General features: G+C 39.0%; 28 protein-coding genes. 21 read left to right on the top strand and 7 right to left on the bottom strand.

The window, feature by feature from the left end; translation table 11 throughout:
* Position 1: 1 nt before the first annotated feature.
* The 12 genes from secY to AA977_RS05930 all read left to right on the top strand — a co-directional run bounded on the left by secY (position 2) and on the right by AA977_RS05930 (position 7894).
* On the top strand, positions 2–1264 hold the full coding sequence (gene secY, locus AA977_RS05985) for a preprotein translocase subunit SecY (RefSeq protein ID WP_001030183.1): 1263 nt from the start codon (positions 2–4) through the stop codon (positions 1262–1264).
* Positions 1264–2025, top strand: coding sequence for a type I methionyl aminopeptidase (gene map / locus AA977_RS05980; RefSeq protein WP_064434946.1), 762 nt, complete (start codon positions 1264–1266; stop codon positions 2023–2025). The genes secY and map overlap by 1 nt, the downstream gene beginning before the upstream one ends.
* A complete protein-coding gene (gene infA / locus AA977_RS05975) occupies positions 2025–2243 on the top strand; it encodes a translation initiation factor IF-1 (protein ID WP_000090248.1) in 219 nt (72 codons plus the stop codon). Before map ends, infA begins: the two co-directional genes overlap by 1 nt.
* Positions 2244–2321: 78 nt before the next feature.
* A complete protein-coding gene (rpmJ, locus tag AA977_RS05970) occupies positions 2322–2435 on the top strand; it encodes a 50S ribosomal protein L36 (protein ID WP_000868339.1) in 114 nt (37 codons plus the stop codon).
* 3 nt (positions 2436–2438) lie between these two features.
* Positions 2439–2801: a 30S ribosomal protein S13 gene (rpsM, locus tag AA977_RS05965; RefSeq protein ID WP_000090809.1), complete on the top strand. Its 363-nt coding sequence runs from the start codon at positions 2439–2441 to the stop codon at positions 2799–2801.
* A 22-nt stretch (positions 2802–2823) separates the two neighbouring features.
* Positions 2824–3219: a 30S ribosomal protein S11 gene (gene rpsK / locus AA977_RS05960; protein WP_020972900.1), complete on the top strand. Its 396-nt coding sequence runs from the start codon at positions 2824–2826 to the stop codon at positions 3217–3219.
* A gap of 9 nt (positions 3220–3228) precedes the next feature.
* Positions 3229–3855, top strand: coding sequence for a 30S ribosomal protein S4 (rpsD, locus tag AA977_RS05955; RefSeq protein ID WP_000135247.1), 627 nt, complete (start codon positions 3229–3231; stop codon positions 3853–3855).
* A gap of 11 nt (positions 3856–3866) precedes the next feature.
* Positions 3867–4901, top strand: coding sequence for a DNA-directed RNA polymerase subunit alpha (locus tag AA977_RS05950; protein ID WP_064434945.1), 1035 nt, complete (start codon positions 3867–3869; stop codon positions 4899–4901).
* Complete coding sequence (rplQ, locus tag AA977_RS05945) at positions 4901–5251, top strand: 50S ribosomal protein L17 (protein ID WP_001216119.1); 351 nt, start codon at positions 4901–4903, stop codon at positions 5249–5251. The genes AA977_RS05950 and rplQ overlap by 1 nt, the downstream gene beginning before the upstream one ends.
* Before the next feature lie 315 nt (positions 5252–5566).
* Positions 5567–7033, top strand: a complete 1467-nt coding sequence (locus AA977_RS05940) for a COG3014 family protein (protein ID WP_064434944.1) — start codon at positions 5567–5569, stop codon at positions 7031–7033.
* A gap of 132 nt (positions 7034–7165) precedes the next feature.
* Positions 7166–7477: a hypothetical protein gene (locus AA977_RS05935; protein WP_064434943.1), complete on the top strand. Its 312-nt coding sequence runs from the start codon at positions 7166–7168 to the stop codon at positions 7475–7477.
* Positions 7478–7561: 84 nt separating this feature from the next.
* Positions 7562–7894, top strand: coding sequence for a hypothetical protein (locus AA977_RS05930; RefSeq protein WP_172795996.1), 333 nt, complete (start codon positions 7562–7564; stop codon positions 7892–7894).
* Positions 7895–7981: 87 nt separating this feature from the next.
* On the opposite strand, the gene AA977_RS05925 is transcribed toward AA977_RS05930, so the two are convergent.
* From AA977_RS05925 to AA977_RS05910, 4 genes are all read right to left on the bottom strand, one after another.
* Complete coding sequence (locus tag AA977_RS05925) at positions 7982–8596, bottom strand: thiamine diphosphokinase (protein WP_064434941.1); 615 nt, start codon at positions 8594–8596, stop codon at positions 7982–7984.
* Positions 8584–9246 carry a nicotinamide riboside transporter PnuC gene (pnuC, locus tag AA977_RS05920; RefSeq protein WP_064434940.1) on the bottom strand — a complete coding sequence of 221 codons (663 nt, stop codon included), beginning with the start codon at positions 9244–9246 and terminating at the stop codon, positions 8584–8586. Before pnuC ends, AA977_RS05925 begins: the two co-directional genes overlap by 13 nt.
* A 174-nt stretch (positions 9247–9420) precedes the next feature.
* Positions 9421–9891, bottom strand: coding sequence for a hypothetical protein (locus tag AA977_RS05915; RefSeq protein ID WP_064434939.1), 471 nt, complete (start codon positions 9889–9891; stop codon positions 9421–9423).
* Between the two features lie 23 nt (positions 9892–9914).
* Complete coding sequence (locus tag AA977_RS05910; protein ID WP_080013582.1) at positions 9915–10265, bottom strand: pantothenate kinase; 351 nt, start codon at positions 10263–10265, stop codon at positions 9915–9917.
* A gap of 711 nt (positions 10266–10976) precedes the next feature.
* Between AA977_RS05910 and tenA the strand changes: the two genes are divergently transcribed.
* On the top strand, positions 10977–11630 hold the full coding sequence (gene tenA, locus AA977_RS05905) for a thiaminase II (protein WP_064434938.1): 654 nt from the start codon (positions 10977–10979) through the stop codon (positions 11628–11630).
* 63 nt (positions 11631–11693) lie between these two features.
* Here the strand turns inward: tenA and AA977_RS05900 are convergent, their stop codons facing one another.
* On the bottom strand, positions 11694–12242 hold the full coding sequence (locus AA977_RS05900; protein WP_064434937.1) for a YceI family protein: 549 nt from the start codon (positions 12240–12242) through the stop codon (positions 11694–11696).
* Between the two features lie 124 nt (positions 12243–12366).
* Here AA977_RS05900 and AA977_RS05895 point away from each other — a divergent pair, with 124 nt between their 5' ends.
* From AA977_RS05895 to trpA, 8 genes are all read left to right on the top strand, one after another.
* A complete protein-coding gene (locus AA977_RS05895; protein ID WP_064434936.1) occupies positions 12367–13104 on the top strand; it encodes a 5'-nucleotidase, lipoprotein e(P4) family in 738 nt (245 codons plus the stop codon).
* Positions 13105–13169: 65 nt separating this feature from the next.
* Complete coding sequence (locus tag AA977_RS05890) at positions 13170–14258, top strand: glycosyltransferase family 9 protein (protein ID WP_064434935.1); 1089 nt, start codon at positions 13170–13172, stop codon at positions 14256–14258.
* A 212-nt stretch (positions 14259–14470) separates the two neighbouring features.
* Positions 14471–15973 (top strand): anthranilate synthase component I, encoded by a 1503-nt coding sequence (trpE, locus tag AA977_RS05885; RefSeq protein ID WP_064434934.1) that lies wholly within the window; start codon positions 14471–14473, stop codon positions 15971–15973.
* On the top strand, positions 15970–16554 hold the full coding sequence (locus AA977_RS05880; RefSeq protein ID WP_064434933.1) for an aminodeoxychorismate/anthranilate synthase component II: 585 nt from the start codon (positions 15970–15972) through the stop codon (positions 16552–16554). Before trpE ends, AA977_RS05880 begins: the two co-directional genes overlap by 4 nt.
* A complete protein-coding gene (gene trpD / locus AA977_RS05875) occupies positions 16551–17558 on the top strand; it encodes an anthranilate phosphoribosyltransferase (protein WP_064434932.1) in 1008 nt (335 codons plus the stop codon). Before AA977_RS05880 ends, trpD begins: the two co-directional genes overlap by 4 nt.
* Positions 17551–18909, top strand: coding sequence for a bifunctional indole-3-glycerol-phosphate synthase TrpC/phosphoribosylanthranilate isomerase TrpF (gene trpCF / locus AA977_RS05870; protein ID WP_064434931.1), 1359 nt, complete (start codon positions 17551–17553; stop codon positions 18907–18909). Before trpD ends, trpCF begins: the two co-directional genes overlap by 8 nt.
* A 1-nt stretch (position 18910) precedes the next feature.
* Positions 18911–20092 carry a tryptophan synthase subunit beta gene (trpB, locus tag AA977_RS05865; protein ID WP_064434930.1) on the top strand — a complete coding sequence of 394 codons (1182 nt, stop codon included), beginning with the start codon at positions 18911–18913 and terminating at the stop codon, positions 20090–20092.
* Positions 20089–20877: a tryptophan synthase subunit alpha gene (trpA, locus tag AA977_RS05860; protein ID WP_064434929.1), complete on the top strand. Its 789-nt coding sequence runs from the start codon at positions 20089–20091 to the stop codon at positions 20875–20877. The genes trpB and trpA overlap by 4 nt, the downstream gene beginning before the upstream one ends.
* Positions 20878–21033: 156 nt before the next feature.
* Here the strand turns inward: trpA and AA977_RS05855 are convergent, their stop codons facing one another.
* Entirely contained in the window at positions 21034–21411 is a 378-nt protein-coding gene (locus AA977_RS05855) for a hypothetical protein (protein ID WP_064434928.1), read from the bottom strand.
* 571 nt (positions 21412–21982) lie between these two features.
* On the bottom strand, positions 21983–23359 hold the full coding sequence (locus AA977_RS05850; protein WP_064434927.1) for a phosphomannomutase/phosphoglucomutase: 1377 nt from the start codon (positions 23357–23359) through the stop codon (positions 21983–21985).
* Position 23360 lies beyond the last annotated feature (1 nt).

The raw sequence follows: 23360 nt of genomic DNA, 5'->3' as shown, positions 1-23360 counted from the left end.
TATGAATAAAGCCATTGCTAGTAAGATACTCATCACTTTGGGTTTTTTATTTCTCTACAGAGTATTAGCTTATATCCCCATTCCTGGCGTGGATTTAGCAGCGATCAAGGCTTTTTTTGACAGCAATTCCAACAACGCTTTGGGTCTGTTTAACATGTTTAGTGGGAATGCGGTTTCTCGCTTGAGCATCATTTCTTTGGGTATCATGCCCTATATCACTTCTTCTATTATCATGGAGCTTTTGAGTGCGACTTTCCCTAACCTGGCTAAAATGAAAAAAGAGCGAGACGGCATGCAAAAATACATGCAAATCGTACGCTATTTGACTATTTTAATCACCCTGATCCAAGCGGTGAGCGTTTCAGTAGGGTTAAGGAGCATTAGCGGTGGAGCGAATGGGGCGATCATGATTGATATGCAAGTCTTTATGATCGTTTCGGCGTTTTCTATGCTTACAGGAACGATGCTGCTCATGTGGATAGGGGAGCAAATCACGCAAAGGGGCGTGGGGAATGGGATTAGCCTTATTATTTTTGCTGGGATTGTTTCAGGGATCCCATCGGCTATTTCAGGCACATTCAATTTAGTCAATACGGGCGTGATTAATATTTTAATGCTCATTGGTATTGTTTTGATTGTTTTGGCGACTATTTTTGCGATTATTTATGTGGAATTGGCCGAGCGCAGGATCCCTATTTCTTATGCGCGTAAAGTGGTGATGCAAAACCAAAACAAGCGCATCATGAATTACATTCCCATTAAGTTGAATTTGAGCGGGGTGATTCCGCCTATTTTCGCTTCAGCCTTGCTCGTATTCCCTTCCACGATCTTGCAGCAAGCCACAAGCAACAAAACCTTGCAAGCGATTGCGGATTTTTTAAGCCCGCAAGGGTATGCGTATAATATTTTGATGTTCTTGCTCATCATCTTCTTTGCCTATTTTTATTCTTCTATTGTGTTCAATTCTAAGGATATTGCAGACAATTTGAGGCGTAATGGCGGGTATATTCCAGGGCTTAGGCCTGGAGAGGGGACTTCATCGTTTTTAAATTCTGTAGCGAGCAAGCTCACTTTGTGGGGTTCGTTGTATTTAGCGCTCATTTCTACCGTGCCTTGGATTTTGGTTAAGGCTATGGGCGTGCCTTTTTATTTTGGAGGCACGGCGGTGCTGATTGTGGTTCAAGTCGCTATTGATACCATGAAAAAGATTGAAGCGCAGATTTATATGAGCAAGTATAAGACTTTAAGCGCGGTGGGCTTTTAATGGCGATCTCTATCAAAAGCCCGAAAGAAATCAAAGCGTTAAGAAAAGCTGGGGAAATGACGGCTCAAGCGTTAGCTCTTTTGGAGCGAGAAGTAAGACCTGGCATTTCACTTTTGGAGCTGGATAAAATGGCTGAAGACTTTATCCAATCTCTTGGGGCTAGGCCTGCTTTTAAGGGGCTTTATGGTTTCCCTAATTCTGTGTGCATGTCCTTAAATGAAGTGGTCATTCATGGCATTCCTACGGATTATGTTTTGCAAGAGGGGGATATTATAGGCTTGGATTTGGGGGTGGAGGCGGATGGCTATTATGGCGATTCGGCCCTCACGCTCCCTATAGGTGCGATAAGCCCGCAAGATGAAAAATTGCTCGCTTGCTCTAAAGAGAGTTTGATGCATGCTATTGATTCAATTAAAGTGGGCATGCATTTTAAAGAATTGAGCCAGATTTTAGAGAGTGCTATTACAGAAAGGGGCTTTGTGCCTTTGAAGGGATTTTGCGGGCATGGCATTGGTAAAAAACCCCATGAAGAACCAGAGATCCCCAACTACCTAGAAAAAGGCGTCAAAGCTAATAGCGGTCCTAAAATCAAAGAGGGCATGGTATTTTGTTTAGAGCCTATGGTGTGTCAAAAACAAGGCGAACCTAAAATACTAGCGGATAAGTGGAGCGTGGTTTCAGTGGATGGGCTTAACACAAGCCACCATGAGCATACTATCGCCATAGTTGGCAATAAAGCAGTGATTCTTACGGAGCGTTAATGGCAAGAGATGATGTTATAGAAGTGGATGGGAAAGTGATTGAGGCGTTGCCTAACGCTACCTTTAAGGTGGAGTTAGACAATAAGCATGTGGTGTTGTGCCGCATTTCTGGAAAGATGCGCATGCACTACATTAGGATTGCTTTAGGCGATAGGGTTAAGCTAGAGCTTACGCCCTATAGCTTAGACAAGGGTCGGATAACTTTTAGATACAAATGAATTTAAGGGTTATTTCAATAAAAATATGTTAGTATAAAAGTTTTTAGTAGTGCCTAATTTTTTCAAAGGAGAAAAATCATGAAAGTCAGGCCATCAGTGAAAAAGATGTGCGATAAGTGCAAGATTATTAAAAGAAGGGGCGTTATTAGAGTGATCTGTGCTACCCCTAAACACAAACAAAGACAAGGATAAAGCATGGCAAGGATTGCTGGTGTAGATTTACCAAAAAAGAAGAGAGTAGAGTATGCCCTTACCTATATTTATGGGATTGGGCTTAAGAGTTCTAGAGAGATTTTAGAAGCGGTGGGCATTTCTTTTGACAAGCGTGTGCATGAATTGAGCGAAGATGAAGTGTCTAGTATCGCTAAAAAAATCCAGCAAAGCTACTTAGTAGAGGGCGATTTGCGTAAAAAAGTTCAAATGGATATTAAATCCTTAATGGACTTAGGGAATTATCGTGGGATCAGGCATCGTAAGGGTCTTCCTGTAAGAGGCCAAACCACTAAAAATAACGCTAGGACTCGTAAGGGTAAGAAAAAAACCGTGGGTAGCAAGTAGCAAATAAGGAGATGATGATTTAATGGCTAAGAGAAATGCAGCGACTAAAAAGAAAGTAGTCAAAAAGAATATTGCTAGGGGGGTTGTTTATATTTCAGCGACTTTCAATAACACCAACATCACTATCACTGATGAAATGGGCAATGTGATTTGCTGGAGCACGGCGGGCGGTTTAGGGTTTAAAGGCTCTAAAAAATCCACCCCTTATGCAGCCCAACAAGCCGTAGAAAGCGCTTTAAGCAAGGCTAAAGAGCATGGCGTTAAAGAAGTGGGCATTAAGGTTCAAGGGCCAGGTAGTGGGCGTGAGACCGCTATTAAAAGCGTGGGTGCGACTGAGGGCGTTAAAGTGCTTTGGATTAAAGACATCACTCCGCTCCCTCATAATGGTTGCAGACCCCCTAAAAGAAGAAGAGTGTAAGGAGGCTTTATGGCAAGGTATAGAGGTGCAGTAGAAAGACTAGAAAGGCGTTTTGGGGTTTCTCTAGCTTTAAAGGGTGAAAGGCGATTGAGCGGTAAGAGCGCGCTAGATAAAAGGGCTTATGGGCCAGGTCAGCATGGGCAAAGGCGTGCTAAGACTTCTGATTACGGGTTGCAATTGAAAGAAAAGCAAAAAGCCAAAATGATGTATGGCATTTCTGAAAAGCAATTCAGGAGTATTTTTGTGGAGGCCAATCGTTTGGATGGCAATACGGGTGAAAACCTTATCCGCTTGATTGAAAGGAGATTGGATAATGTCGTTTATCGCATGGGGTTTGCGACCACTAGAAGTTCTGCTAGGCAATTAGTAACGCATGGGCATGTGCTTGTAGATGGTAAGCGTTTGGATATTCCCTCTTATTTCGTGCGTTCAGGGCAAAAAATTGAGATCAAAGAAAAAACTAAGAGCAACCCGCAAGTGGTGCGCGCGATGGAATTGACGGCTCAAACAGGGATTGTGCCATGGATTGATGTGGAAAAAGATAAAAAATACGGCATCTTCACCCGCTACCCTGAAAGAGAAGAAGTGGTTGTCCCTATTGAAGAAAGACTCATTGTAGAATTGTATTCTAAGTAAGGGGTTAGAGCATGAAAGTTATCAAAACAGCACCTTTGATCCCATCAGAAATCAAGGTGCTAGAGAAAGAGGGTAATCGGGTTAAGATTTCTCTGGCTCCATTTGAGTTTGGTTACGCTGTTACGCTCGCTCATCCTATTAGAAGGCTCTTGCTTTTAAGCTCGGTGGGGTATGCTCCTATAGGTTTAAAAATTGAAGGCGTTCATCATGAGTTTGATTCATTAAGAGGCGTTACTGAAGACGTGTCGCTTTTTATCATGAATTTAAAGAATATCCGTTTTATAGCCAAGGCGCTAGTGGGGCAGGATAGCTCTTTAGAAAACCAATCGGTTGTGGTGGATTATTCTTTTAAAGGGCCTATGGAGCTTAGGGCTAGGGATTTAAATTCTGAGCATATAGAAATCGTCAATCCTGAAATGCCCCTAGCCACGATCAACGAAGACGCTCAATTGAATTTTTCGCTCATCATTTATAAAGGAATGGGGTATGTCCCAAGCGAAATCACAAGAGAGTTGATGCCTGAGGGCTACATGCCGCTAGATGGCTCTTTCACGCCGATTAAGAATGTCGTTTATGAGATTGAAAATGTTTTGGTTGAGGGCGATCCTAACTATGAAAAAATCATTTTTGATATTGAAACAGACGGGCAAATTGACCCTTACAAAGCGTTTTTATCAGCGGTGAAAGTGATGAGCAAACAACTAGGCGTTTTTGGTGAAAAACCCATTGCTAACACGGAATATTCAGGCGATTACGCCCAAAGAGATGACGCTAAAGATTTGAGCGCTAAGATTGAAAGCATGAATTTGAGCGCCAGATGCTTTAATTGCTTGGATAAAATCGGCATCAAGTATGTGGGCGAACTCGTTTTAATGAGCGAAGAAGAGCTTAAGGGCGTGAAAAACATGGGTAAAAAATCCTATGATGAAATCGCTGAAAAATTGAATGATTTGGGCTATCCTGTAGGCACAGAATTAAGCCCTGAACAAAGAGAGAGTTTGAAAAAAAGATTAGAAAAATTAGAAGATAAAGGAGGTAATGACTGATGAGACACAAACACGGATACCGCAAGCTTGGGAGAACCAGCTCGCACAGGAAGGCATTATTAAAGAATTTAGCGATCGCTTTGATTGAGCATAACAAAATTGAAACAGGGATTTATAAAGCTAAGGAATTGCGCAGCTACATTGAGAAATTAACGACAGCGGCTCGTGTGGGCGATTTTAACGCGCACCGCCATGTTTTTGCGTATTTGCAAAACAAAGAAGCCACCCATAAGCTTGTTACTGAAATCGCACCCAAATACGCGCAAAGGAATGGTGGATACACTAGGATCCAGCGCACCACCTTTAGAAGAGGGGACGCTTCCACTCTAGCCACCATTGAATTTGTGTGAAATGCGATGAACCCATTGACTGAGTTTTATCTTGGTTGGTGGTTATCGCCTTTTATACCGCTTTAAAAATTGGCTAAACCGCCAACCATCAAAATTAAAACAACAATCCGATCACTGCTTGCAATTAAAACATCCTAACTGACAATCTTTACCACCATTTTTATGAATTTTTGCAACTCATGTTTAAATAGCTTTTATCTTTATTTATTTCAAAAAATCGTTTTTTTTTTTTTATAATTTTCAAATGATTAAGATGCGTTTTAATTTTGTTGTTATATGATCAAGCTCAAATTTTAATTTCAAGGAGTTTTTAGCATGAATTGGCTAAAAGGTTGTAGTGTGAGTGTGTGCGCGTTAATGCTTATTGTAGGGTGTGCGAATAATCCTAGTCATAGCGGATCTTCTGGGTCGTCTAAGGTAAAAGTTAAAAAAATTGAAGATGGTTTTAACAAGTTTGAGCAAGCTTACTATAATAAAGATTTTAAGAGCGCTTCTGAAATTTCACAAAATTTGATCGAGGCTGACAAGCACCAGCATGATACCCTTTTGTGGAAATTGCAAAATGGGGTGAATGCATTTACAATGAATGACTACAAGCAATCTATCACCAGTTTGACAGATGTGAATACGAGCTTTGATAATAAATTCAAAGAGGGGGCGACTGCGGGTGGCAAGGTATTGGCTTCTACGCTAGGCAATGAAAAGAATATCCCTTATAAGGGGAATGTGTATGAATGGGTGTTGGCCAACTACTATTTAGCGCTAGATTACGCGTTTTTAAATGACATGGATAAGGCTAGGGTGTTCTTTAATCAAACGGCTGAACGCCAAAGAAGAGCCAAAGACTATTTTGCTAAAGAGATCGCAAAAGAGCAAGAAAATATCAAAAAACAAGAAGAAGCTAAAGCTAAGTCTAAAGGCAAAAAGGAAGTTTCTGCTCAATTTTTAGGCTCTCTTAATAGTTTAACAGACAAATACAAAAGCTTGGAATTGATGCAAGGCTATGAGAATTTTTCTAACCCTTTAGTGAATTATGTTTCAGGGATATTCTATCTTTTAAACAATGACAAAGGTAAGGCTGAAGGGTATTTGAAAGAAGCCTTTGCGATAAGTCATGCTAAAGTCGTGGGCGAAGATTTAGCAGGCGTGAATAAAGCAAGGAATGCAAAAACCACTTGGGTGATCGTTGAAGATGGCGAACAGCCTCTATTAGAAGAAGTGGCTGATAAGGACTTGTATTTTGCGATGCCTTATTTAAAAGATGGAGGCAAGGGGACTGATTTCAAGCAAAAATATAGCCTTAATGGTAAAGATTTAGAAGTTTTGAGTAACTTTAATGAAGTCATCAAAGCCGAATTCAACCACAAGCTCCCTAGCATCACGGCGAGAGCGGTTAGTGCGGCTGTGACTAAAAACCTTTTATCAAGAGGGGTTGAAGCGGCAGGTAAGGCTACTGAGATGGCTTCAGGTAGCGCTGCAGGTCAGATGGTTGGCATGGGGTTAAAAATGTCTGGTAAAGCTATGAAAATGGTTAATGCTAGCACCACCCAAGCAGACACCAGAAGTTCAAGCGTGTTCCCTAATAAAATTTATGCCGCTAAATTAAAAGCGAGCGATTCTGGGGTCTTGAACGCTGATGGCATGAAATTATTGGATCTAAATCCTACAAAATGTGAAAAAACAGACGTGCAAAATGGTAAAATTTGCAGTAACACTAATAACATCGTGTTTATTAGGACTTTGAAAACAGGAATGAGCGTCTCTGTTTTAAATTTAAAGTAGGAGTTTTATTTTTTATTAAGAGACATGGGGTTAGTAGAGTTAGAAGCTAGAATTGGCAATAAGTATTATTTTTATACAGCCAAAATAACAGAGCAAAATAAGAATATCATTAACATTTTTTAAGGAGCAACAATGAAAATTAAAGCGGTAATGTTAGCGTTAGCAGTGAGTGGCTTACTAGGGTTTGCTAAAGCAGACTATATAAGCGATACAGAAAGTAAAATTGACAACATGGTAGTTAACACCGATGACCCAAAAAATCTAAAAGAAATACTGAAAGCAATGGTTAGGTTTGATTACCACCAAAAAGAAATAACAGCGCTATTGAATACGCACGATGATATTATAAAAAAATTAGCAAAGATGCTTATGGAACAAAAAGAAACCATAGAAAAACTAAAAAAAGAAGTTGCTACTGTGAAAGCAAAGATTAAAACAAAGTAGAAACAAAAAGCCCCTATTGACTAGGGATTATTTTGCTTTATTCTTTTATTTTTGTTATATAATCATAGTATGAGCATGAAAGATTTGACTACAGATGAAGTAAATGTAATACGAGAGTATAAAAAAATCTATGATGAATGCGAAGTCCAAGATAAAATAAAGATACTCGGCAACATACAAAAACACCAAATAGACATGTTAAAAATAAAGACCATGCTACAACTAGAACAGATAAGAGACAACGCTAAAAACTACATACAGACAGAGATAAACGATAAGGGCGAGGTGGTTGAAACAAGACAAAAACAGCCTAGCAAACTGCTTTGGATTTTAGCCGATGTGGGTAGTGGGTTGGTTTGGTGGCTTTGTGGTGGTTTTGTTAAAAGTATTATAGTTGAAACCTCCTATCTTGTTTAGCCATACAAGGTTCAATAAGATTTTTTACCCCTAACAAGACCGCACAAAGCAAGACTGAATCAATCTTTTTGCTCCAACAAAACCCACTCACAAAAACTTTTGATACACCAGCACCACAGACTTAGGAATAGAGCTAAGGCTAAAAAAATGATCGGTGGCTTCATTGAGCGATCCCGAAAAGAGCGTTTTTAAACGCAAGTCTTTTAAGGGGTATTTGAGGTTTTTAGAAGTGAATTGGGCTTCAAAATCCAGGCTAAAAAGCGAGATTTGCTCCCCTTTAAAACTCGGCAAAATAAAAGGGGTTTCTAGAACCCTAAAACAACCATAATCGCTTATAGCTTGGAGTTTTTGGCAAAACTTAAAATACTCAAACAATAAAAAAGTGTTCGCTAAAGCGTGGTCTTCTCGCTTGCCATTCAGCCCTAAAAAAATAAAATCATCATAGCCTTTATTTAAAGCGTAAAAAAAGGCTTTGGATAAATCGTTGCTGTTTTGCTCGCTCACGCATATGGGGCGATACAAGGCTTTCAAATGCGAATCAATGCTATCCAAGTCGCCTATAACCACGCTGGGTTTGAAATGGAATGCATGCAAAGATGCAACAGCCCCATCGCATGCGATTAAAAAGGGGGCGTTTTTTAAAAGATCTAAGCATCTTTTGGATTTAGGAAATTCCCCATTGGCTAAAATCACTGCTTGCATGACTGGTTCCAGCGGTTAAAATAATACAAGCCAATAAAAAGGTATAGAATTGTTGTGAAGAGTTGCACCAAACTCTCTGTGGAGATTTGAAAAATACAAAACCACACGACAATAGACACGATATTGCCTAAAGTTACCAGAATATAACTCTCCGTGTAGCGCAAAACCTGTAAAATAAAAGCAATAATAAAGATGACGAAATTAAAACTCTCTGCCCATAAAAAATTCGTTTTGATTTCTTTAAAAAACAAAGCGCTCACATAAGTTAAAACCCCTACGCCTAAAATGAGTATCAAACGCCACTTTTTAGAAAGCTTTTGAGCCTTGATAGCGCCGCTTTGCTGCTCTGTTTTTTTCCATGCAAACAGCCCATAAATCGTTACCGGCATATACAAAAAAAGGCATAAAATCACATCAGCGTTTAATCTCCATTGGTAAGCGACATAAGCGTAACTCAAATTATAAATAAAGCCAAACACAAAGCAAATAATTTGCCTCTCCCCAGCAAAAAACGCATACAAAACCCCGCTAAGCCCTGCTAGTAGGTTGATAAACGAGCCTTTGACAAGGATGTTAGTGATGGTTAAAAACACGCAAGCGAGAGCGAGTGTGAGATAAAATCGTTTGGATAATGGAGCGGATATTAACATGTTATTCCTTACGCAAGAATTACCTTGACAAGTTCTACGGGTTTGATCTCAGCCTTTTAAAAACTTGAGCGTTTTAAAAAGCACCCCTTAAATGCTCCTTATTGTAACACAAATCAGTGAGAATGCACTTTAAAGTTTTTATATTCCCCTCCATTTAATGCTATTTGAGTTAAATCACCACCCTAATTTAGCGCAAAGCCTAGAACAAATCCCAAAAACACACACAAAGCCAAGCATAACCAAACCCTCTATAAGGAGATTGCTAGGATGCCCACAATACGCCGAAATTTCATGGATAGCGGCAATAAAGGGCATCGTTAAAAGCATCACATAAAAATCCCTTAGTCTTGATCCTAACACAGCGTTATAAAACGCGCCAAAAAACCTAGCCTTAAAAATGGCTTTCAAAAACTTGGGGTATCCTACTTGTAAGGATTTATAACAATCCCTACCTCGAGGGTCAAACAAAAGGTTAGACAATAGAGCCGCTATTAAGATTGTTAGCCACGCGTAATAGCTGTCTTTAGGGTTAAAAAGTGGATCGACAGCGCCTTGGCTATAACGCAATGTGGATATACATCCCGCATAGACTATAGCCACTGCCCATTGATATTCCCAGTCGCTCAAACGCTTTTTGATATTCATGCTCTCTCCTTTCTCCCCCAAAACTACCTATCATACACGAAATGACGATCATAGGTGGGTTCTCTTGGAGCTTGCGGCTCTCTATCAACGCCACGGATATAATCTTCTACCCTATCGCCTATTTCACGACCAAATTCTCTCCCTATTTCATGACCAAAACTTCTACCTATGGCACTACCCACTGGACCTCCAGGAGCCCCAATTGCTCCGCCCATTACACCACCCATTGCACCCCCAAAAATTCCCCCTACAAATCTGCCTAATTCACCCCTTGCCTCTATTTTAGGACTAGCTATAGCTACATTAGCCATTGCACCGCATAAAACCACTACACAACTGAATGTTCTTAATCCACTCATAACAAATCCTTTCATAAATTGAGATTCAAGGCATGTTTAACACACCTTGATAAGAATATTTATACCACAACCCTATTAAAAGCGTTGTTACAAATCAGCCAAATATCACAAGAAGCTCAATAAGTGTTTTATTTCTATACAAATTACAGGATTAAGGTAAATGATTGGTTTTTAGCATTTTTTAAGCACTTTGGAATGCCAAGTTTCAAGCATCAAAGCCTTTGATAGCGTTTTTACACCAACCGCTTAAAAATTGAACGCCTATTTTGAATATATTAAACATTTTTCTATTTTGCTAAACTACTTTAGATTTCAGCCGATATGGCTTAATACAGAGATTAAACCAATCACAAACAATAAGGTTGATTCCATCTCGCTCTGTAATAGGTTTGAAACCATGCATCTGAGATTGACTCCTATCTTGTAAGTGCCATACTACAAGTTCCCATAATAAAACTTCTAAAAATCACAACCTACAGAGCGAGATGAAACCAACCTTTTTACTACCACAAACAATAGCCAGTCTCAAACAATGCAAGGATAATATAAGCCTTGCAATACCATTAATCGCTACTCAAAATTACAGATATTTTAATATAGCGTTCAATTTTTGAATATCGTTTTAAATATAGGGCTTTCTTGCAAATCTTTTCAAAACAAATTTTTATACCATGTTATGAGCTTTCGTGTTAAAATGTGCATGAAATTGAATTTAGGAGTGTAAAAATGCAAGTTTCGCAATATTTGTATAAAAGCGCGCAATCTATTTGGGGGGATTGCATCTCCCATCCGTTTGTTCAAGGCATAGGGCATGGGACTTTAGAAAAAGATAAATTTCGTTTTTATATCATTCAAGATTATTTGTTTCTTTTAGAATACGCTAAGGTGTTTGCTCTAGGCGTCATTAAAGCTTCTGATGAAATAGCGATGAGGGAGTTTTCTAACGCTATACAAGATATTTTGAATAATGAAATGAGTATCCATAACCATTACATTAAAGAACTTCAAATCACTCCAAAAGAATTAAAAACCGCGCGCCCCACTCTAGCTAACCAATCCTATACAAGCTACATGCTCGCTGAAGGGTTTAAAGGATCTGTCAAAGAAGTTACCGTGGCTGTTTTGGCTTGCGCTTGGAGCTATTTAGTGATCGCGCAAAATTTGAGCCAAATCCCAAACGCTTTAGAACATGCCTTTTATGGGCATTGGATTAAGGGCTATAGCTCCAAAGAATTTCAAGCGTGTGTAACTTGGAATATCAATTTGCTCGATTCCCTCACTCTCGCTTCTTCCAAACAAGAAATTGAAAAATTAAAGGATATTTTTACCACTACAAGCGAATACGAATACCTGTTTTGGGATATGGCGTATCAAAGTTAAATAAAAGTTTTTGTGCCGTTAGAAAAACGCAAGAGAAGAAAATATCTATCTCTTGCAAAACGATTATTGAGCGTAAGCTTCTAGTTTGATTTCAATCTTTACTTCATCCCCAACGACGGAATCACTATATGTCTTACCGATACCAAAATCCTTGCGGTTGATTTTGCCTTCAGCTTGCAACACCATGAATTCTTTTTTATTCATGGGGTTTTGTAAAGGGGCTTGGATTTTAGCTTCCAATACGACAGGCTTGGTTACGCCACGAAGAGTCAAATCCCCATAGATTTTACCATCTTCATATTTGGTCATTTTAAAGCTCCCTTTGGGGTATTTCATGGCATCAAAAAAATCCGCTGTCTTCAAGTGGTTATCTCTTTTTTTGTCCCTAGTATTGACGCTTTTAACATCAATATTACCTTCAAAAACACTGAGTGTTTTAGTACTAGGCTCTAGATCAATTTTGCCATCAAAATTATCAAACGCGCCTCTTGTTTCATTGAATGTGAAGTGCTTGACTTCAAACCACACACTAGAGTTTGCCTTATCAATCATATAAGGTTTTGCAAACATCAAACTAACACCAAAAAGGGTGAACGCTAACGCTTTTTTCATTATTTCCTCGCTTCATTTCAAATTAAAAACGCCAACTATACAACAATTCGGTTAATAATTAGAAAAATAATCTCAATCGCCTATTTTAAGATATAATTACAAAAATCTCTATTTAGGTGCTACTATGATAAAAAAGACCCTTGCATTAGTTTTATTAGGATTGAGTTTGATGAGTGTGTCAAATGCCAAAGAATGCGTTTCGCCCCTAACAATAAGCGCTAAGTATCACCAGCAAAGTGCTGAAATTAGGGCTTTGCAATTGCAAGCTTACAAAATGGCAAAAATGGCACTAGACAATAACCTTAAGCTCGTTAAAGACAAAAAGCCAGCCATCATTTTGGATTTAGATGAAACCGTTTTAAACACTTCTGATTATGCGGGGTATTTGATCAAAAATTGCATTAAATACACCCCAGAAACTTGGGATAAATTTGAAAAAGAAGGCTCTCTTTCACTCATTCCTGGAGCGTTAGACTTTTTAGAATACGCTAATTCTAAAGGCGTTAAGATTTTTTACATTTCTAACCGCACTCAAAAAAACAAGGCCTTCACCTTGAAAACGCTCAAAAGCTTTAAACTCCCCCAAGTGAGCGAAGAATCCGTTTTACTCAAAGAAAAAGGCAAGTCTAAAGCCGTAAGGCGGGAATTAGTCGCTAAAAATTATGAGATCATCTTGCAAGTGGGCGATACTTTGCATGATTTTGACGCCATTTTTGCTAAAGACGCTAAAAACACTAAAGAACAACGAACTAAAGTCTTGCAAAACGCTCAAAAATTTGGCACTGAGTGGATCATTTTGCCCAATTCTCTCTATGGCACATGGGAAGATGAACCTTTAAAAGCATGGCGCAATAAAAAATAATTTATCCATCGCATAAGAACAATTTTTGCTAACATGACAAAAAAATTGATCTCTTAGGCAAAACCATGGATTTTGTAGGGTTTGAAGATTTAAAATGTAAAGATAAAGAAAACTCTCAAAAAGTTTTTGTGATCCGTAACGATAAGTTAGGCGATTTTATTTTAGCGATTCCCGCTTTAATCGCCCTAAAGCGTGCTTTTTTAGAAAAGGGAAAAGAAGTGTATTTGGGCGTGGTTGTGCCTAACTATACCACCCCAATCGCTTTAGAATTCCCTTTCATTGATGAAGTCATCATAGAAGACAACCATTTAGCCACCACTCTCAAAAACCGTTCCATTGACGCTCTTATCTTTTTATTTTCTAATTTTAAAAACGCTACATTTGCCTTTAGTTTGAGGAAATCCATTCCTTACATCCTAGCCCCTAAGACCAAAATTTATTCTTGGTTCTATAAAAAGAGCGTGCGCCAAAACCGCTCTTTATGCCTAAAAACCGAATACGAATACAATTTGGATCTCATTCATGCGTTTTGTAAAGATCGCAATCTCCCTAACGCTCAACTTGAAAAAATCGCATGGAAGCTTAAAGATAAATCCAAAGAGCGCTCCCTCATCGCTTCAAAATTTAACGCTCACTTTGATTTATCATGGATTGGCGTGCATATGCATAGCGGGGGCAGCTCACCGGTATTGCCTGCCTCACATTTTATTGAATTGATTAAATTTTTACACAAAAATTTAAATTGTGAGATTATTCTTATTTGCGGGCCAGGCGAAAGGAATGCCACAGAAGAACTTCTCAAAGAAGTCCCTTTCGCCCACCTTTATGATACGAGCCATAGTTTAGTGGATTTAGCCAAATTGTGCGCGAATTTATCCGTCTATATCGGGAACGCTTCAGGCCCTTTGCATGTGAACGCTTTATTTGACAACCAATCTATTGGGTTTTATCCTAACGAACTCACCGCTTCTATCGCCAGGTGGCGGCCTTTTAACGAACGATTTTTAGGCATCACTCCGCCTGATAGTTCAAACGATATGAATTTGATTGACATTAAAAAAGAAAGCCAAAGAATCCTTGAATTTATCACGCCAAATCTTTTTTCTCACACGCAAGAAAAACAGCCGCAACAAACACCGCATAAACAACCTTAAAACGTGCAAAAACTTAAAATATGATTAAAGCGGTTTTTGCATTCTTATTAAAATTTCTAATTTTTCTAAAATTAGCCTTGAGGAATCCAACTTGATGAGAGTTTGAGTCATTGGCTTTTATGCCAACGAAACTTTATAATGGTCATTAATTTAATCGCTCATTTATCTATTTTCTTGTAGAATGCAAGTTTATTTTTAATTTAAAGCAAGCGATGATTAGTCTCATAGAAAAAGCCCCTTACATTCCCTACCCCTTAGCTCTTTATGAAAAATTAGAGCAACAGCACACCTTGCTTTTTGAAAGCGCTGAGATTGAGAGCAAAGCGCACACCAAATCCCTGCTAATGGCTAAAGCTTGTTTGAAGCTAATTTGCAACCACAATATCGTAACTATCACTAGCTTGACGCCTAATGGTGGGGCGTTTTTGCAAAAATTGAGTGCATTTTTTAAAACGCCCATACAAGACAATGCCCTAACTTTAATTTATGCGCAAGATAAAAAAGCCAAAGATGAGTTTTCTAAACTCTTTGAGCCTAGCCCTTTTGACGCTTTAAGGGGGCTTTTTAAAAGCGTTAAGATAAATTCTAAACACCCCTTTACGCTTTTAAGCGCGGGCGTGTTTTCTTTTGAAATGCTCAATTTCTTTGAAGATTTGCCCCATTTAAAAGCAAAAGACAACACAGCGCATGATTTTATTTTTTATGTCGCGCAAAATTTGATCATTATAGACCACAAAGAAAAAAGCGCTGAAATTTTGGGGGCGTGTTTTGATGAGCGTTTTAAAACAGAGGTAGTTAAAGAATTGCAAGATTTAAAAGAATTGGCTAAAAACATTCAAAGCGACTTTATCCCTAAAAAATCCAAGCAAAATAGAGAAGTTAGCGTTAGTTGTGATGATAGCGAGTTTGAAAAAAAGGTGTTATCCTTGCAAGAAAAAATTAAAAAGGGCGAGATCTTTCAAGCGGTATTGTCGCGCAGTTTTTATATGGAGTGCTTGGAGGGTTTGAGCGCGTATTATCATTTAAAACTCTCTAATCCTAGCCCCTATATGTTTTATATCAAAGACAGCGATTTTATCCTTTTTGGGGCAAGCCCTGAGAGCGCTTTAAAATACAACGCTTTAACCAATATGGCTGAAATTTACCCCATTGCTGGCACTCGTTTAAGGGGTAAGGATAAAGAAGGGAATATTGATTACGATTTAGATAGTAAAATGGAATTTGATTTGCAACACGACTTTAAAGAAAGGGCTGAACACATCATGCTAGTGGATTTAGCCAGAAACGACATGGCTAGAGTTTCAAAAAAACGCTATTGCGACAAGCTTTTAAAAGTGGATAAATATTCTAATGTCATGCATTTGGTTTCAAGGGTTGTGGGGGAATTGAAAAAAGGGTGCGATAGTTTGCATGCTTACAGGAGTTTCATGAACGCCGGCACGCTCAGCGGGGCGCCTAAAATCTCTGCAATCAAGCTCATTTACCAGTTAGAAAACCAAAGAAGAGGCTCTTATGGGGGGAGTGTGGGGTATTTAAATAGCGAAGGGTCTATGGATTCTTGCATCACTATCCGTTCATGTTTTGTCAAAAACAATCAAGCCGTGATCCAAGCAGGAGCCGGTATCGTTTTAGACAGCGTGCCACAAAACGAAGCGAATGAAACAAGAGCCAAAGCGCAAGCCCTTATTGATGCGATCAGGAAAACAAGCTTATGAAAATCTTCTTTATAGACAATTTTGATTCTTTCTCTTACAACTTGGTGTATGAATTGGAGTGCTTGGGCTATGAAGTGGCTGTTTATCAAAACGATATTGATCCGAGTTATCTTATGGGCTTAATGAATGAAGAATCAACAACGCCCTTATTGTTTATTTCGCCCGGGCCTGGTAACCCTAATAGTTCAGGCAATCTTTTAGAAATCATTGCAATGGCTAAAAAGAAATTCCCCATTTTGGGGGTTTGTTTGGGGTTGCAAGCTTTAGCACAAAGCTATGGGGCTAAAATCATAAGGAGTCAAGAAATCGTGCATGGCAAAGCCACGACCATCGCGCTCAAAAAGCATGCCGTTTTTAAAGGCTTGGGGGAGAGCATGGTGGTGGGGCGTTACCATTCTTTAATGGCGAGCGAGTTGCCTAAAAATTTAGAAGTGATCGCAGAATATGAGAATATCCCCATGGCTATTATTGATGAAAAGGATAAAATCTTAGCCTATCAATTCCACCCTGAAAGCATCATGACTTTGCAAGGGAGGGCGTTATTAGAGCAAAGCGTGGGGTTTTTAAAAGAGCTGTCATGAAAGAGATTTTAAACGCTTTGTATCATCAAAAAGACTTGAATGATAAAGAAGTCAAAAGATTATTCACTCTCATTATTAACGAAGAAGTAAGCCCCGTGCAACTTGGAGCGATTTTGTGCGCTTTGAAAATCAAGGGCGAGAGTTTTAATGAGATCAGCACCGCTGCAGCCACGCTTTTAGAGCATGCCCCTAAACCTTTTAGTAGCGGATTGGATTTGATAGACAATTGCGGCACAGGGGGCGATGGGCTAAAAACGATCAATATTAGCACCATTGCTGCGCTCATTGCCAGCTCTATGGGGTTATCTATGGCTAAACACGGATCAAGAAGCGTGTCCAGTCATAGCGGGAGCGCGGATTTGTTGGAAAATCTGGGCGTGAATATTGAAATGGATCGCGCGCAATTAGAAAATTGTCTCAAAGAATTGCATTTTGGGTTTTTATTTGCGCCCTTATACCACCAAAGTTTTAGAAAATCTGCCCCTTTAAGAAAGGAGCTTTTCGCTAAAACGATTTTTAATTGTTTGGGGCCTTTAATCAACCCTTTAAGACCAAAAATCCAGCTTTTAGGCGTGTATGACAAATCCTTGTGCAAGACTATGGCGCTAGCGTTGAAGGCTTTAGGCGTTAAAAGGGCGATGGTGGTTCATGGAGGGGGGACAGATGAAATCGTGTTGCATGCAATTACGCATGCGTGTGAATTGAAAAATAACGAGATTTTAGAGTATGACTTGAATGCTAAAGATTTTGATTTGCCCCCCTATGATTTGAAAGAATTGCAGATTGAAAGCACACAAGAAAGTGCTCAAGCGTGTTTGGATATTTTAGAAAATAAGGGAAAGGATTCGCACACGATGGTGGTTGTAGCGAATGTGGCGAGTTTGTTGTATTTGAGCAACAGGGCTAAAGATTTAAAAGAGGGCGTGAGCATGACTTTAGAGCATTTAAAAACCAAAGCGCCTTATACGCATTTGCAAAAAATCATAAGATTAAGCCATGCCTAGCGTGTTAGAAAATATCCTTAAAGACAAACTTTTAGAAGTTTCTGCACTCAAAAAAAACCACCCTTTGCCCGCAAACATAAACCCAAGCGATAGGGATTTTAAAAAAGCGTTACTGGAAAAAAAGACAAGCTTTATTTTAGAGTGCAAAAAAGCATCGCCCTCTAAAGGCTTGATCAGAAAAGATTTTGATCTGTTAAAAATAGCGAAGGTTTATGAAAAATTTGCCTCTTGCATTTCGGTTTTAGCCGATTCTAAATATTTTTTAGGCTCTTATGAAAACATTAAGATTGTCTCACAACATTCCACCAAGCCCATTCTGTGCAAAGATTTTATCCTTGATAGTTTCCAGGTCAAACTCGCTAGGGTTATGGGGGCTAATGCGGTGCTTTTAATGTTGAGCGCGCTAGATGACAAAAACTATTTAGAGCTTTTTGAACTCGCCAAGTCCTTAAACATGAGCGTGTTAACGGAAGTTTCTAACAAGCAAGAAATTGAGCGCTTGCTCAAACTCAAATACGACATTATAGGCATCAATAATAGGGATTTGCACACCTTAAAAACCGATACGCTCCACACGCTAGAATTACGGCCCTTATTGCCTAAAGACGCGCTCATCATCAGCGAGTCCGGTATCCATTCGCATGCGCAAATCAAAGCCCTAGCCCCTTATGTGAATGGTTTTTTAGTGGGAAGCTCTTTAATGAAAGAAAAGGATTTGAAAAAAGCGTGCATTAAATTGATTTTAGGCGAAAATAAAGTGTGCGGCCTTACAAGAATCAAAGACGCTAAAGCCGTCTATAAAAACCATTTTATTTATGGGGGTTTGATTTTTGAAAAATCTTCGCCTAGGTACATTAAACCCAAAGAAGCTCTAAAAATCACAAAAGCGGTTAAAAAATTGGATTTTGTGGGCGTGTTTGTGAAAGATAAAATTAAAAAAATCGCAAAAATCGCTCAAAAGCTTGATTTAAAAGCGGTGCAACTTTATAACTATTCGCCTAAAGAAATGGCTCAATTAAAAAAAGCGCTCCCTAAAACTTGCACGATCTGGCAAGTAGTGAATGTGATGAGCGCTAAAGATTTAACGCCCAAAACTAAAGAAGCCTCTTTAATCTTATACGACGCTAAAGGGGATAAAATGGGAGGCAATGGCGTGAGTTTTGATTGGGATATTTTAGAAAATGTCAAAACGCCTTTCATGTTAGCCGGTGGGCTTAATTTGAACAACGCTCAAAAAGCCTTGAATATTAAAGCGTTGGGTTTGGATTTCAATTCCGGTTTAGAAATAAGCCCTGGGATTAAAAATAAGGGTAAAATCAAGCGGTTAGCCCGCATTTTAAGAGAGTATTAAAATGAATAAAAAAGCGTATTTTGGGGAATTTGGGGGGAGTTTTGTTTCCGAATTGTTAGTGCCTGCGTTAAGGGAGTTAGAACAGGCGTTTGATGCGTGTTTGAAAGACAATCAATTCCAACAAGAGTATTTTAACCTTTTAAAGGATTTTGTGGGCCGTCCTAGCCCTTTAACTTTGTGTCAAAATATCGTTTCTAACCCTAAAGTTAAGCTTTATCTAAAACGAGAGGATTTAATCCATGGCGGGGCGCATAAGACTAACCAGGCGTTAGGGCAAGCCCTTTTGGCGAAAAAAATGGGGAAAACTAGGATCATTGCTGAAACGGGTGCTGGGCAGCATGGCGTTGCAACGGCTATCGCTTGCGCGTTATTGAATTTAAAATGCGTGATTTTTATGGGAGGCAAAGACATCAAGCGCCAAGAAATGAATGTTTTTAGAATGCGTTTGTTGGGCGCTGAAGTGAGAGAAGTCAATTCAGGGAGCGCGACGCTTAAAGACGCTGTGAATGAGGCCTTAAGAGATTGGGCGAGCAGCTACAAAGACACGCACTATTTGCTAGGCACAGCCGCTGGGCCGCACCCTTACCCCACAATGGTTAAAACCTTTCAGAAAATGATAGGCGATGAGGTCAAACAACAAATTTTAGAAAAAGAAAACCGCTTGCCTGATTGTGTTATTGCATGCGTTGGAGGAGGGTCTAACGCCATAGGGATATTCAGCGCGTTTTTAAACGATAAAGAAGTCAAACTCATAGGCGTAGAGCCGGCAGGCTTGGGGCTAGAAACCAATAAGCATGGAGCGACTTTGAATAAGGGGCGAGTGGGGATTTTGCATGGGAATAAAACCTATCTTTTGCAAGATGATGAGGGTCAAATTACAGAAAGTCATAGCATTAGCGCCGGGCTTGATTATCCGGGAGTGGGGCCAGAGCACAGCTTTTTAAAAGAAAGCGGGCGTGCGATTTATGAAAGTGCAAGCGATAATGAAGCGCTAGAAGCTTTCAGGTTGTTATGCCAAAAAGAAGGCATTATCCCGGCGTTAGAAAGCTCACACGCCTTAGCGTATGCTTTAAAACTCGCTCAAAAATGCACGCAAGAAAGCGTTATGGTAGTGAATTTGAGCGGTAGGGGGGATAAGGATTTAAATACCGTTTATAGCGCTTTAAAAGGGGGTTTAAAATGAGGTATCAAAACATGTTTGAAACTTTAAAAAAACAAGAAAAAATGGCGTTTATCCCGTTTGTAACCTTGGGCGATCCTGATTATGAACTGAGTTTTGAAATCATTAAAACTTTAATGGCTAGCGGTGCGAGCGCTTTAGAGTTAGGTTTTGCTTTCTCAGATCCTGTAGCGGATGGCACAACCATACAAGCGAGCCATTTAAGGGCGTTAAAACACGCTTCTATGGCTAAAAATTTCCAACTTTTAAAAAAAATTAGGGATTATAATCCTCATATCCCCATAGGGCTTTTAGCGTATGCGAATTTAATTTTTTCTTATGGCGTTGATGGCTTTTACGCTCAAGCTAAAGAATGCGGTATAGACAGCGTTTTAATAGCGGACATGCCCTTGATAGAAAAGGAATTAGTCATCAAATCCGCTCAAAAATACCAAATCAAGTCAATTTTTATCGCTAGCCCTAATGCGAGCGTTAAGGATTTAGAACAAGTCGCTATGCATTCGCAAGGCTATATTTACACTTTAGCCAGGAGTGGGGTTACTGGGGCGAGTCATGCTTTAGAAAATGATGCAAGCGCTATCATTAAAACCTTAAAAACTTTTAGCTCTACCCCTGCGTTACTGGGCTTTGGCATTTCTCAAAAAGAACACATCAAAAACGCTAAAGGCATGGGCGCTGATGGCGTGATTTGCGGCTCAGCACTAGTCAAAATCATAGAAGAAAATTTGAATAATGAAAACGCCATGCTAGAAAAAATTAAGAGGTTTGTAGGAGAAATGGTTTCTTGAAAGCTTTTTTAAAGCTTTTATCGCACCAAAAGGTTAAAAATCATCAAGCCTTACAACATGCGTTATGGCGTTATTGTAGAAAATACCGCCTAATAAACCTAACACAATAGCCTTGTAGCGTGGATAGTGGCTTAAAGTCGCAGAACTATTGATCGTTTAGTCCTTTTCGTCTTCGGGTTCTATGTCTATTGTGTCGCTATCATTAGGCAATTGTTGCATGTTTTTCAATTGGTGTCCCAACTCTTTCAATCTTTCCATAATTTGAATTTCTTTATCTCGCTCTTGTTGTTCTTCTTCCATAGCTTGCTTTTCTTTTTCCATATTTTGAATAATTGTTTTTTGGGCATCAATTCTCTTATTTTTTGCATTAATTACCCCTTGTTTTGCATTAGCTAACTTCCATAGTTCTTCTGTTACTATTGATAAAATGGGTTGTTCATTAGCTCTTTTGTTTGCTTCTGCAAGACCCCCATGTTCCTTTTTCATTTCGTGAGTGAGATGAGAAGCGTTTTTATTTTTATTATTTGTGTTCATAAAAATCCTTTACGATTAATTTAAAACTTTTCATTATAATAGGCTTAGGCTTAGCTTAAATAGTGTCCAATTTTAGATAACTAGGGGCTTACTCACAAATCTTTTAGAAGAATGAGTCTTTATATTAGCTTTAAATTATCTTGAATTTTTTAAAAATTAAAGCGTTTATTAAAGTTAAATAAAGTTTTAGTCATGTTTGATTAAAATAGAGCCATGATTTTTAACGATCCAGCCAAAAGACACTATGTAAGATTTTAAAAATGATATTACGATTATGTTATCCAAAGACAGATTTTATGGGTAAGGGGTAATGACAAGATAAAGCATTGAGCCTAATAAAATTGTCTTGTTTTTAGATGATTTGATTAAAAGCAATAAAGATTTGGAAAATTTAAGCAATTTGTAAAAAAAAGATGGGCTTCGGTTAGCCCATTGAATGTGAACGCATTATAACTCAAAAATTAAAATAAACCACCAAAACATTATGAAAGTCGGTTGCATTGGAATAAACCTTAATCCTAAAAGGACATTAAACTAAATAAGGTTTATTATGTTTGATTGGATTAGAGCCTTACTTCTCTAATAAATTGAGCAACGCCATTTTATATTCTAACGCCGTTTTTTCATCTTTGCCTTCAAAGCGAGTGACTAAATAGGGGGTGGTGTTGCTTGCACGAATAAGCCCAAAACCATGTTCAAAAACCACTCTCACGCCATCAATGTTAATCATTTCTTTGATTTTAGGGAAATGGCTTGGCGGGTTTTTAAGCGCTTCTTGCAAGTTATGAATGATTTCAAATTTTTCTTCTTCGCTCACGGCGATTTTTTCTTCAGGCGTGGTGTAGGAATAGGGGAGGTTTTTAATGGTGTTTTCCAAATCGCTTGGACTTTGTTCAAGCAATAATTCTAAAGCCCTTAAACATGCATAAAGAGCGTCATCATAGCCAAAATAGCGTTCTTTGAAAAAGATATGCCCACTCATCTCAGCCGCAAAATGTGCATTAGTTTCTTTGAGCTTGATTTTTAAATTGCTATGCCCGGTTTTATACATGAGCGTCTTACCAAAAGCGTTAATCGTGTTATACATCACTTGGGAGCATTTGACCTCGCCTATCACAAAAGGGGTGATGCCTTGAGCATGCAAGCGTTTAGCAAATAATATCGCTAATTCATCGCCCGCATAGTTGTGGTTAGAGCTTAGCATCGCAATCCTGTCTGCATCGCCATCAAAAGCGAAGCCTATAGGAATAGCGTTTTTTTGCATGTGTTTTTCTAAATCCTGTAAGTTTTTCGCTTCGCTAGGGTCTGGGTGGTGGTTAGGGAAATTGCCATCAGGATCGTTATAAAGGCTGCTAAATTCAATGTTTAAAGCCTTTAAAATCGGCTCTAGCCCTAACGCTCCCACGCCATTACCAAAATCTAAAGCGATCTTGTATTGAAGTTTTTCTAAATGCTTAAAATCCTTGATCAAGTAGCGCTGATACGCTTCTAGGGCATTGATTTTTTCTGGCGTTTCTTTTAGGGGTTGGATTTCGTGCTTAACGCTTAAAAGCGTGTCTTTTAAAGCTTGAATCTCCTTACCATAAAACGGGTTTTGATTGAGCGTGATTTTAAAGCCGTTGTATTCTTTGGGGTTGTGAGAGCCAGTGATCATGATAGAATTAGGGCATTGGATACCATTGATTGCATTAAAAGCCGCAAAATACGCTACCGGTGTGGGGATTAGCCCCAAATCATACACTTTCAAGTCGCTTGATTGCAGCCCCGCGCTCAAAGCTTCAAACAAAAAACGCCCATGCACCCTTGCATCATGCCCTACAAACACGCTTTTATCGTATTCTCGCATGATTTTCCCTAACTCCACGCCGATACTAAAGGCACTCTTTTCGTCTAAAGTGGTGGGGTAAATGCCTCTAATATCGTATTCTCTAAAAATGCTAATGTCCATG

It is taken from the genome of Helicobacter pylori (genome assembly GCF_001653455.1).
GTDB classification, from domain to species: Bacteria; Campylobacterota; Campylobacteria; order Campylobacterales; family Helicobacteraceae; genus Helicobacter; species Helicobacter pylori_A.
Note: the sequence above shows the minus strand (reverse complement) of the source record. Positions and strands in the feature narration are given on the sequence as shown.

Bases quoted from the DNA above. Each gene is read 5' to 3' on its own strand.
- secY (WP_001030183.1), top strand. From the start codon at position 2: ATGAATAAAGCCATTGCTAGTAAGATACTCATCACTTTGGGTTTTTTA.
- map (WP_064434946.1), top strand. From the start codon at position 1,264: ATGGCGATCTCTATCAAAAGCCCGAAAGAAATCAAAGCGTTAAGAAAA.
- infA (WP_000090248.1), top strand. From the start codon at position 2,025: ATGGCAAGAGATGATGTTATAGAAGTGGATGGGAAAGTGATTGAGGCG.
- rpmJ (WP_000868339.1), top strand. From the start codon at position 2,322: ATGAAAGTCAGGCCATCAGTGAAAAAGATGTGCGATAAGTGCAAGATT.
- rpsM (WP_000090809.1), top strand. From the start codon at position 2,439: ATGGCAAGGATTGCTGGTGTAGATTTACCAAAAAAGAAGAGAGTAGAG.
- rpsK (WP_020972900.1), top strand. From the start codon at position 2,824: ATGGCTAAGAGAAATGCAGCGACTAAAAAGAAAGTAGTCAAAAAGAAT.
- rpsD (WP_000135247.1), top strand. From the start codon at position 3,229: ATGGCAAGGTATAGAGGTGCAGTAGAAAGACTAGAAAGGCGTTTTGGG.
- AA977_RS05950 (WP_064434945.1), top strand. From the start codon at position 3,867: ATGAAAGTTATCAAAACAGCACCTTTGATCCCATCAGAAATCAAGGTG.
- rplQ (WP_001216119.1), top strand. From the start codon at position 4,901: ATGAGACACAAACACGGATACCGCAAGCTTGGGAGAACCAGCTCGCAC.
- AA977_RS05940 (WP_064434944.1), top strand. From the start codon at position 5,567: ATGAATTGGCTAAAAGGTTGTAGTGTGAGTGTGTGCGCGTTAATGCTT.
- AA977_RS05935 (WP_064434943.1), top strand. From the start codon at position 7,166: ATGAAAATTAAAGCGGTAATGTTAGCGTTAGCAGTGAGTGGCTTACTA.
- AA977_RS05925 (WP_064434941.1), bottom strand. From the start codon at position 8,596: ATGCAAGCAGTGATTTTAGCCAATGGGGAATTTCCTAAATCCAAAAGA.
- pnuC (WP_064434940.1), bottom strand. From the start codon at position 9,246: ATGTTAATATCCGCTCCATTATCCAAACGATTTTATCTCACACTCGCT.
- AA977_RS05915 (WP_064434939.1), bottom strand. From the start codon at position 9,891: ATGAATATCAAAAAGCGTTTGAGCGACTGGGAATATCAATGGGCAGTG.
- AA977_RS05910 (WP_080013582.1), bottom strand. From the start codon at position 10,265: ATGAAAGGATTTGTTATGAGTGGATTAAGAACATTCAGTTGTGTAGTG.
- tenA (WP_064434938.1), top strand. From the start codon at position 10,977: ATGCAAGTTTCGCAATATTTGTATAAAAGCGCGCAATCTATTTGGGGG.
- AA977_RS05900 (WP_064434937.1), bottom strand. From the start codon at position 12,242: ATGAAAAAAGCGTTAGCGTTCACCCTTTTTGGTGTTAGTTTGATGTTT.
- AA977_RS05895 (WP_064434936.1), top strand. From the start codon at position 12,367: ATGATAAAAAAGACCCTTGCATTAGTTTTATTAGGATTGAGTTTGATG.
- AA977_RS05890 (WP_064434935.1), top strand. From the start codon at position 13,170: ATGGATTTTGTAGGGTTTGAAGATTTAAAATGTAAAGATAAAGAAAAC.
- trpE (WP_064434934.1), top strand. From the start codon at position 14,471: ATGATTAGTCTCATAGAAAAAGCCCCTTACATTCCCTACCCCTTAGCT.
- AA977_RS05880 (WP_064434933.1), top strand. From the start codon at position 15,970: ATGAAAATCTTCTTTATAGACAATTTTGATTCTTTCTCTTACAACTTG.
- trpD (WP_064434932.1), top strand. From the start codon at position 16,551: ATGAAAGAGATTTTAAACGCTTTGTATCATCAAAAAGACTTGAATGAT.
- trpCF (WP_064434931.1), top strand. From the start codon at position 17,551: ATGCCTAGCGTGTTAGAAAATATCCTTAAAGACAAACTTTTAGAAGTT.
- trpB (WP_064434930.1), top strand. From the start codon at position 18,911: ATGAATAAAAAAGCGTATTTTGGGGAATTTGGGGGGAGTTTTGTTTCC.
- trpA (WP_064434929.1), top strand. From the start codon at position 20,089: ATGAGGTATCAAAACATGTTTGAAACTTTAAAAAAACAAGAAAAAATG.
- AA977_RS05855 (WP_064434928.1), bottom strand. From the start codon at position 21,411: ATGAACACAAATAATAAAAATAAAAACGCTTCTCATCTCACTCACGAA.
- AA977_RS05850 (WP_064434927.1), bottom strand. From the start codon at position 23,359: ATGGACATTAGCATTTTTAGAGAATACGATATTAGAGGCATTTACCCC.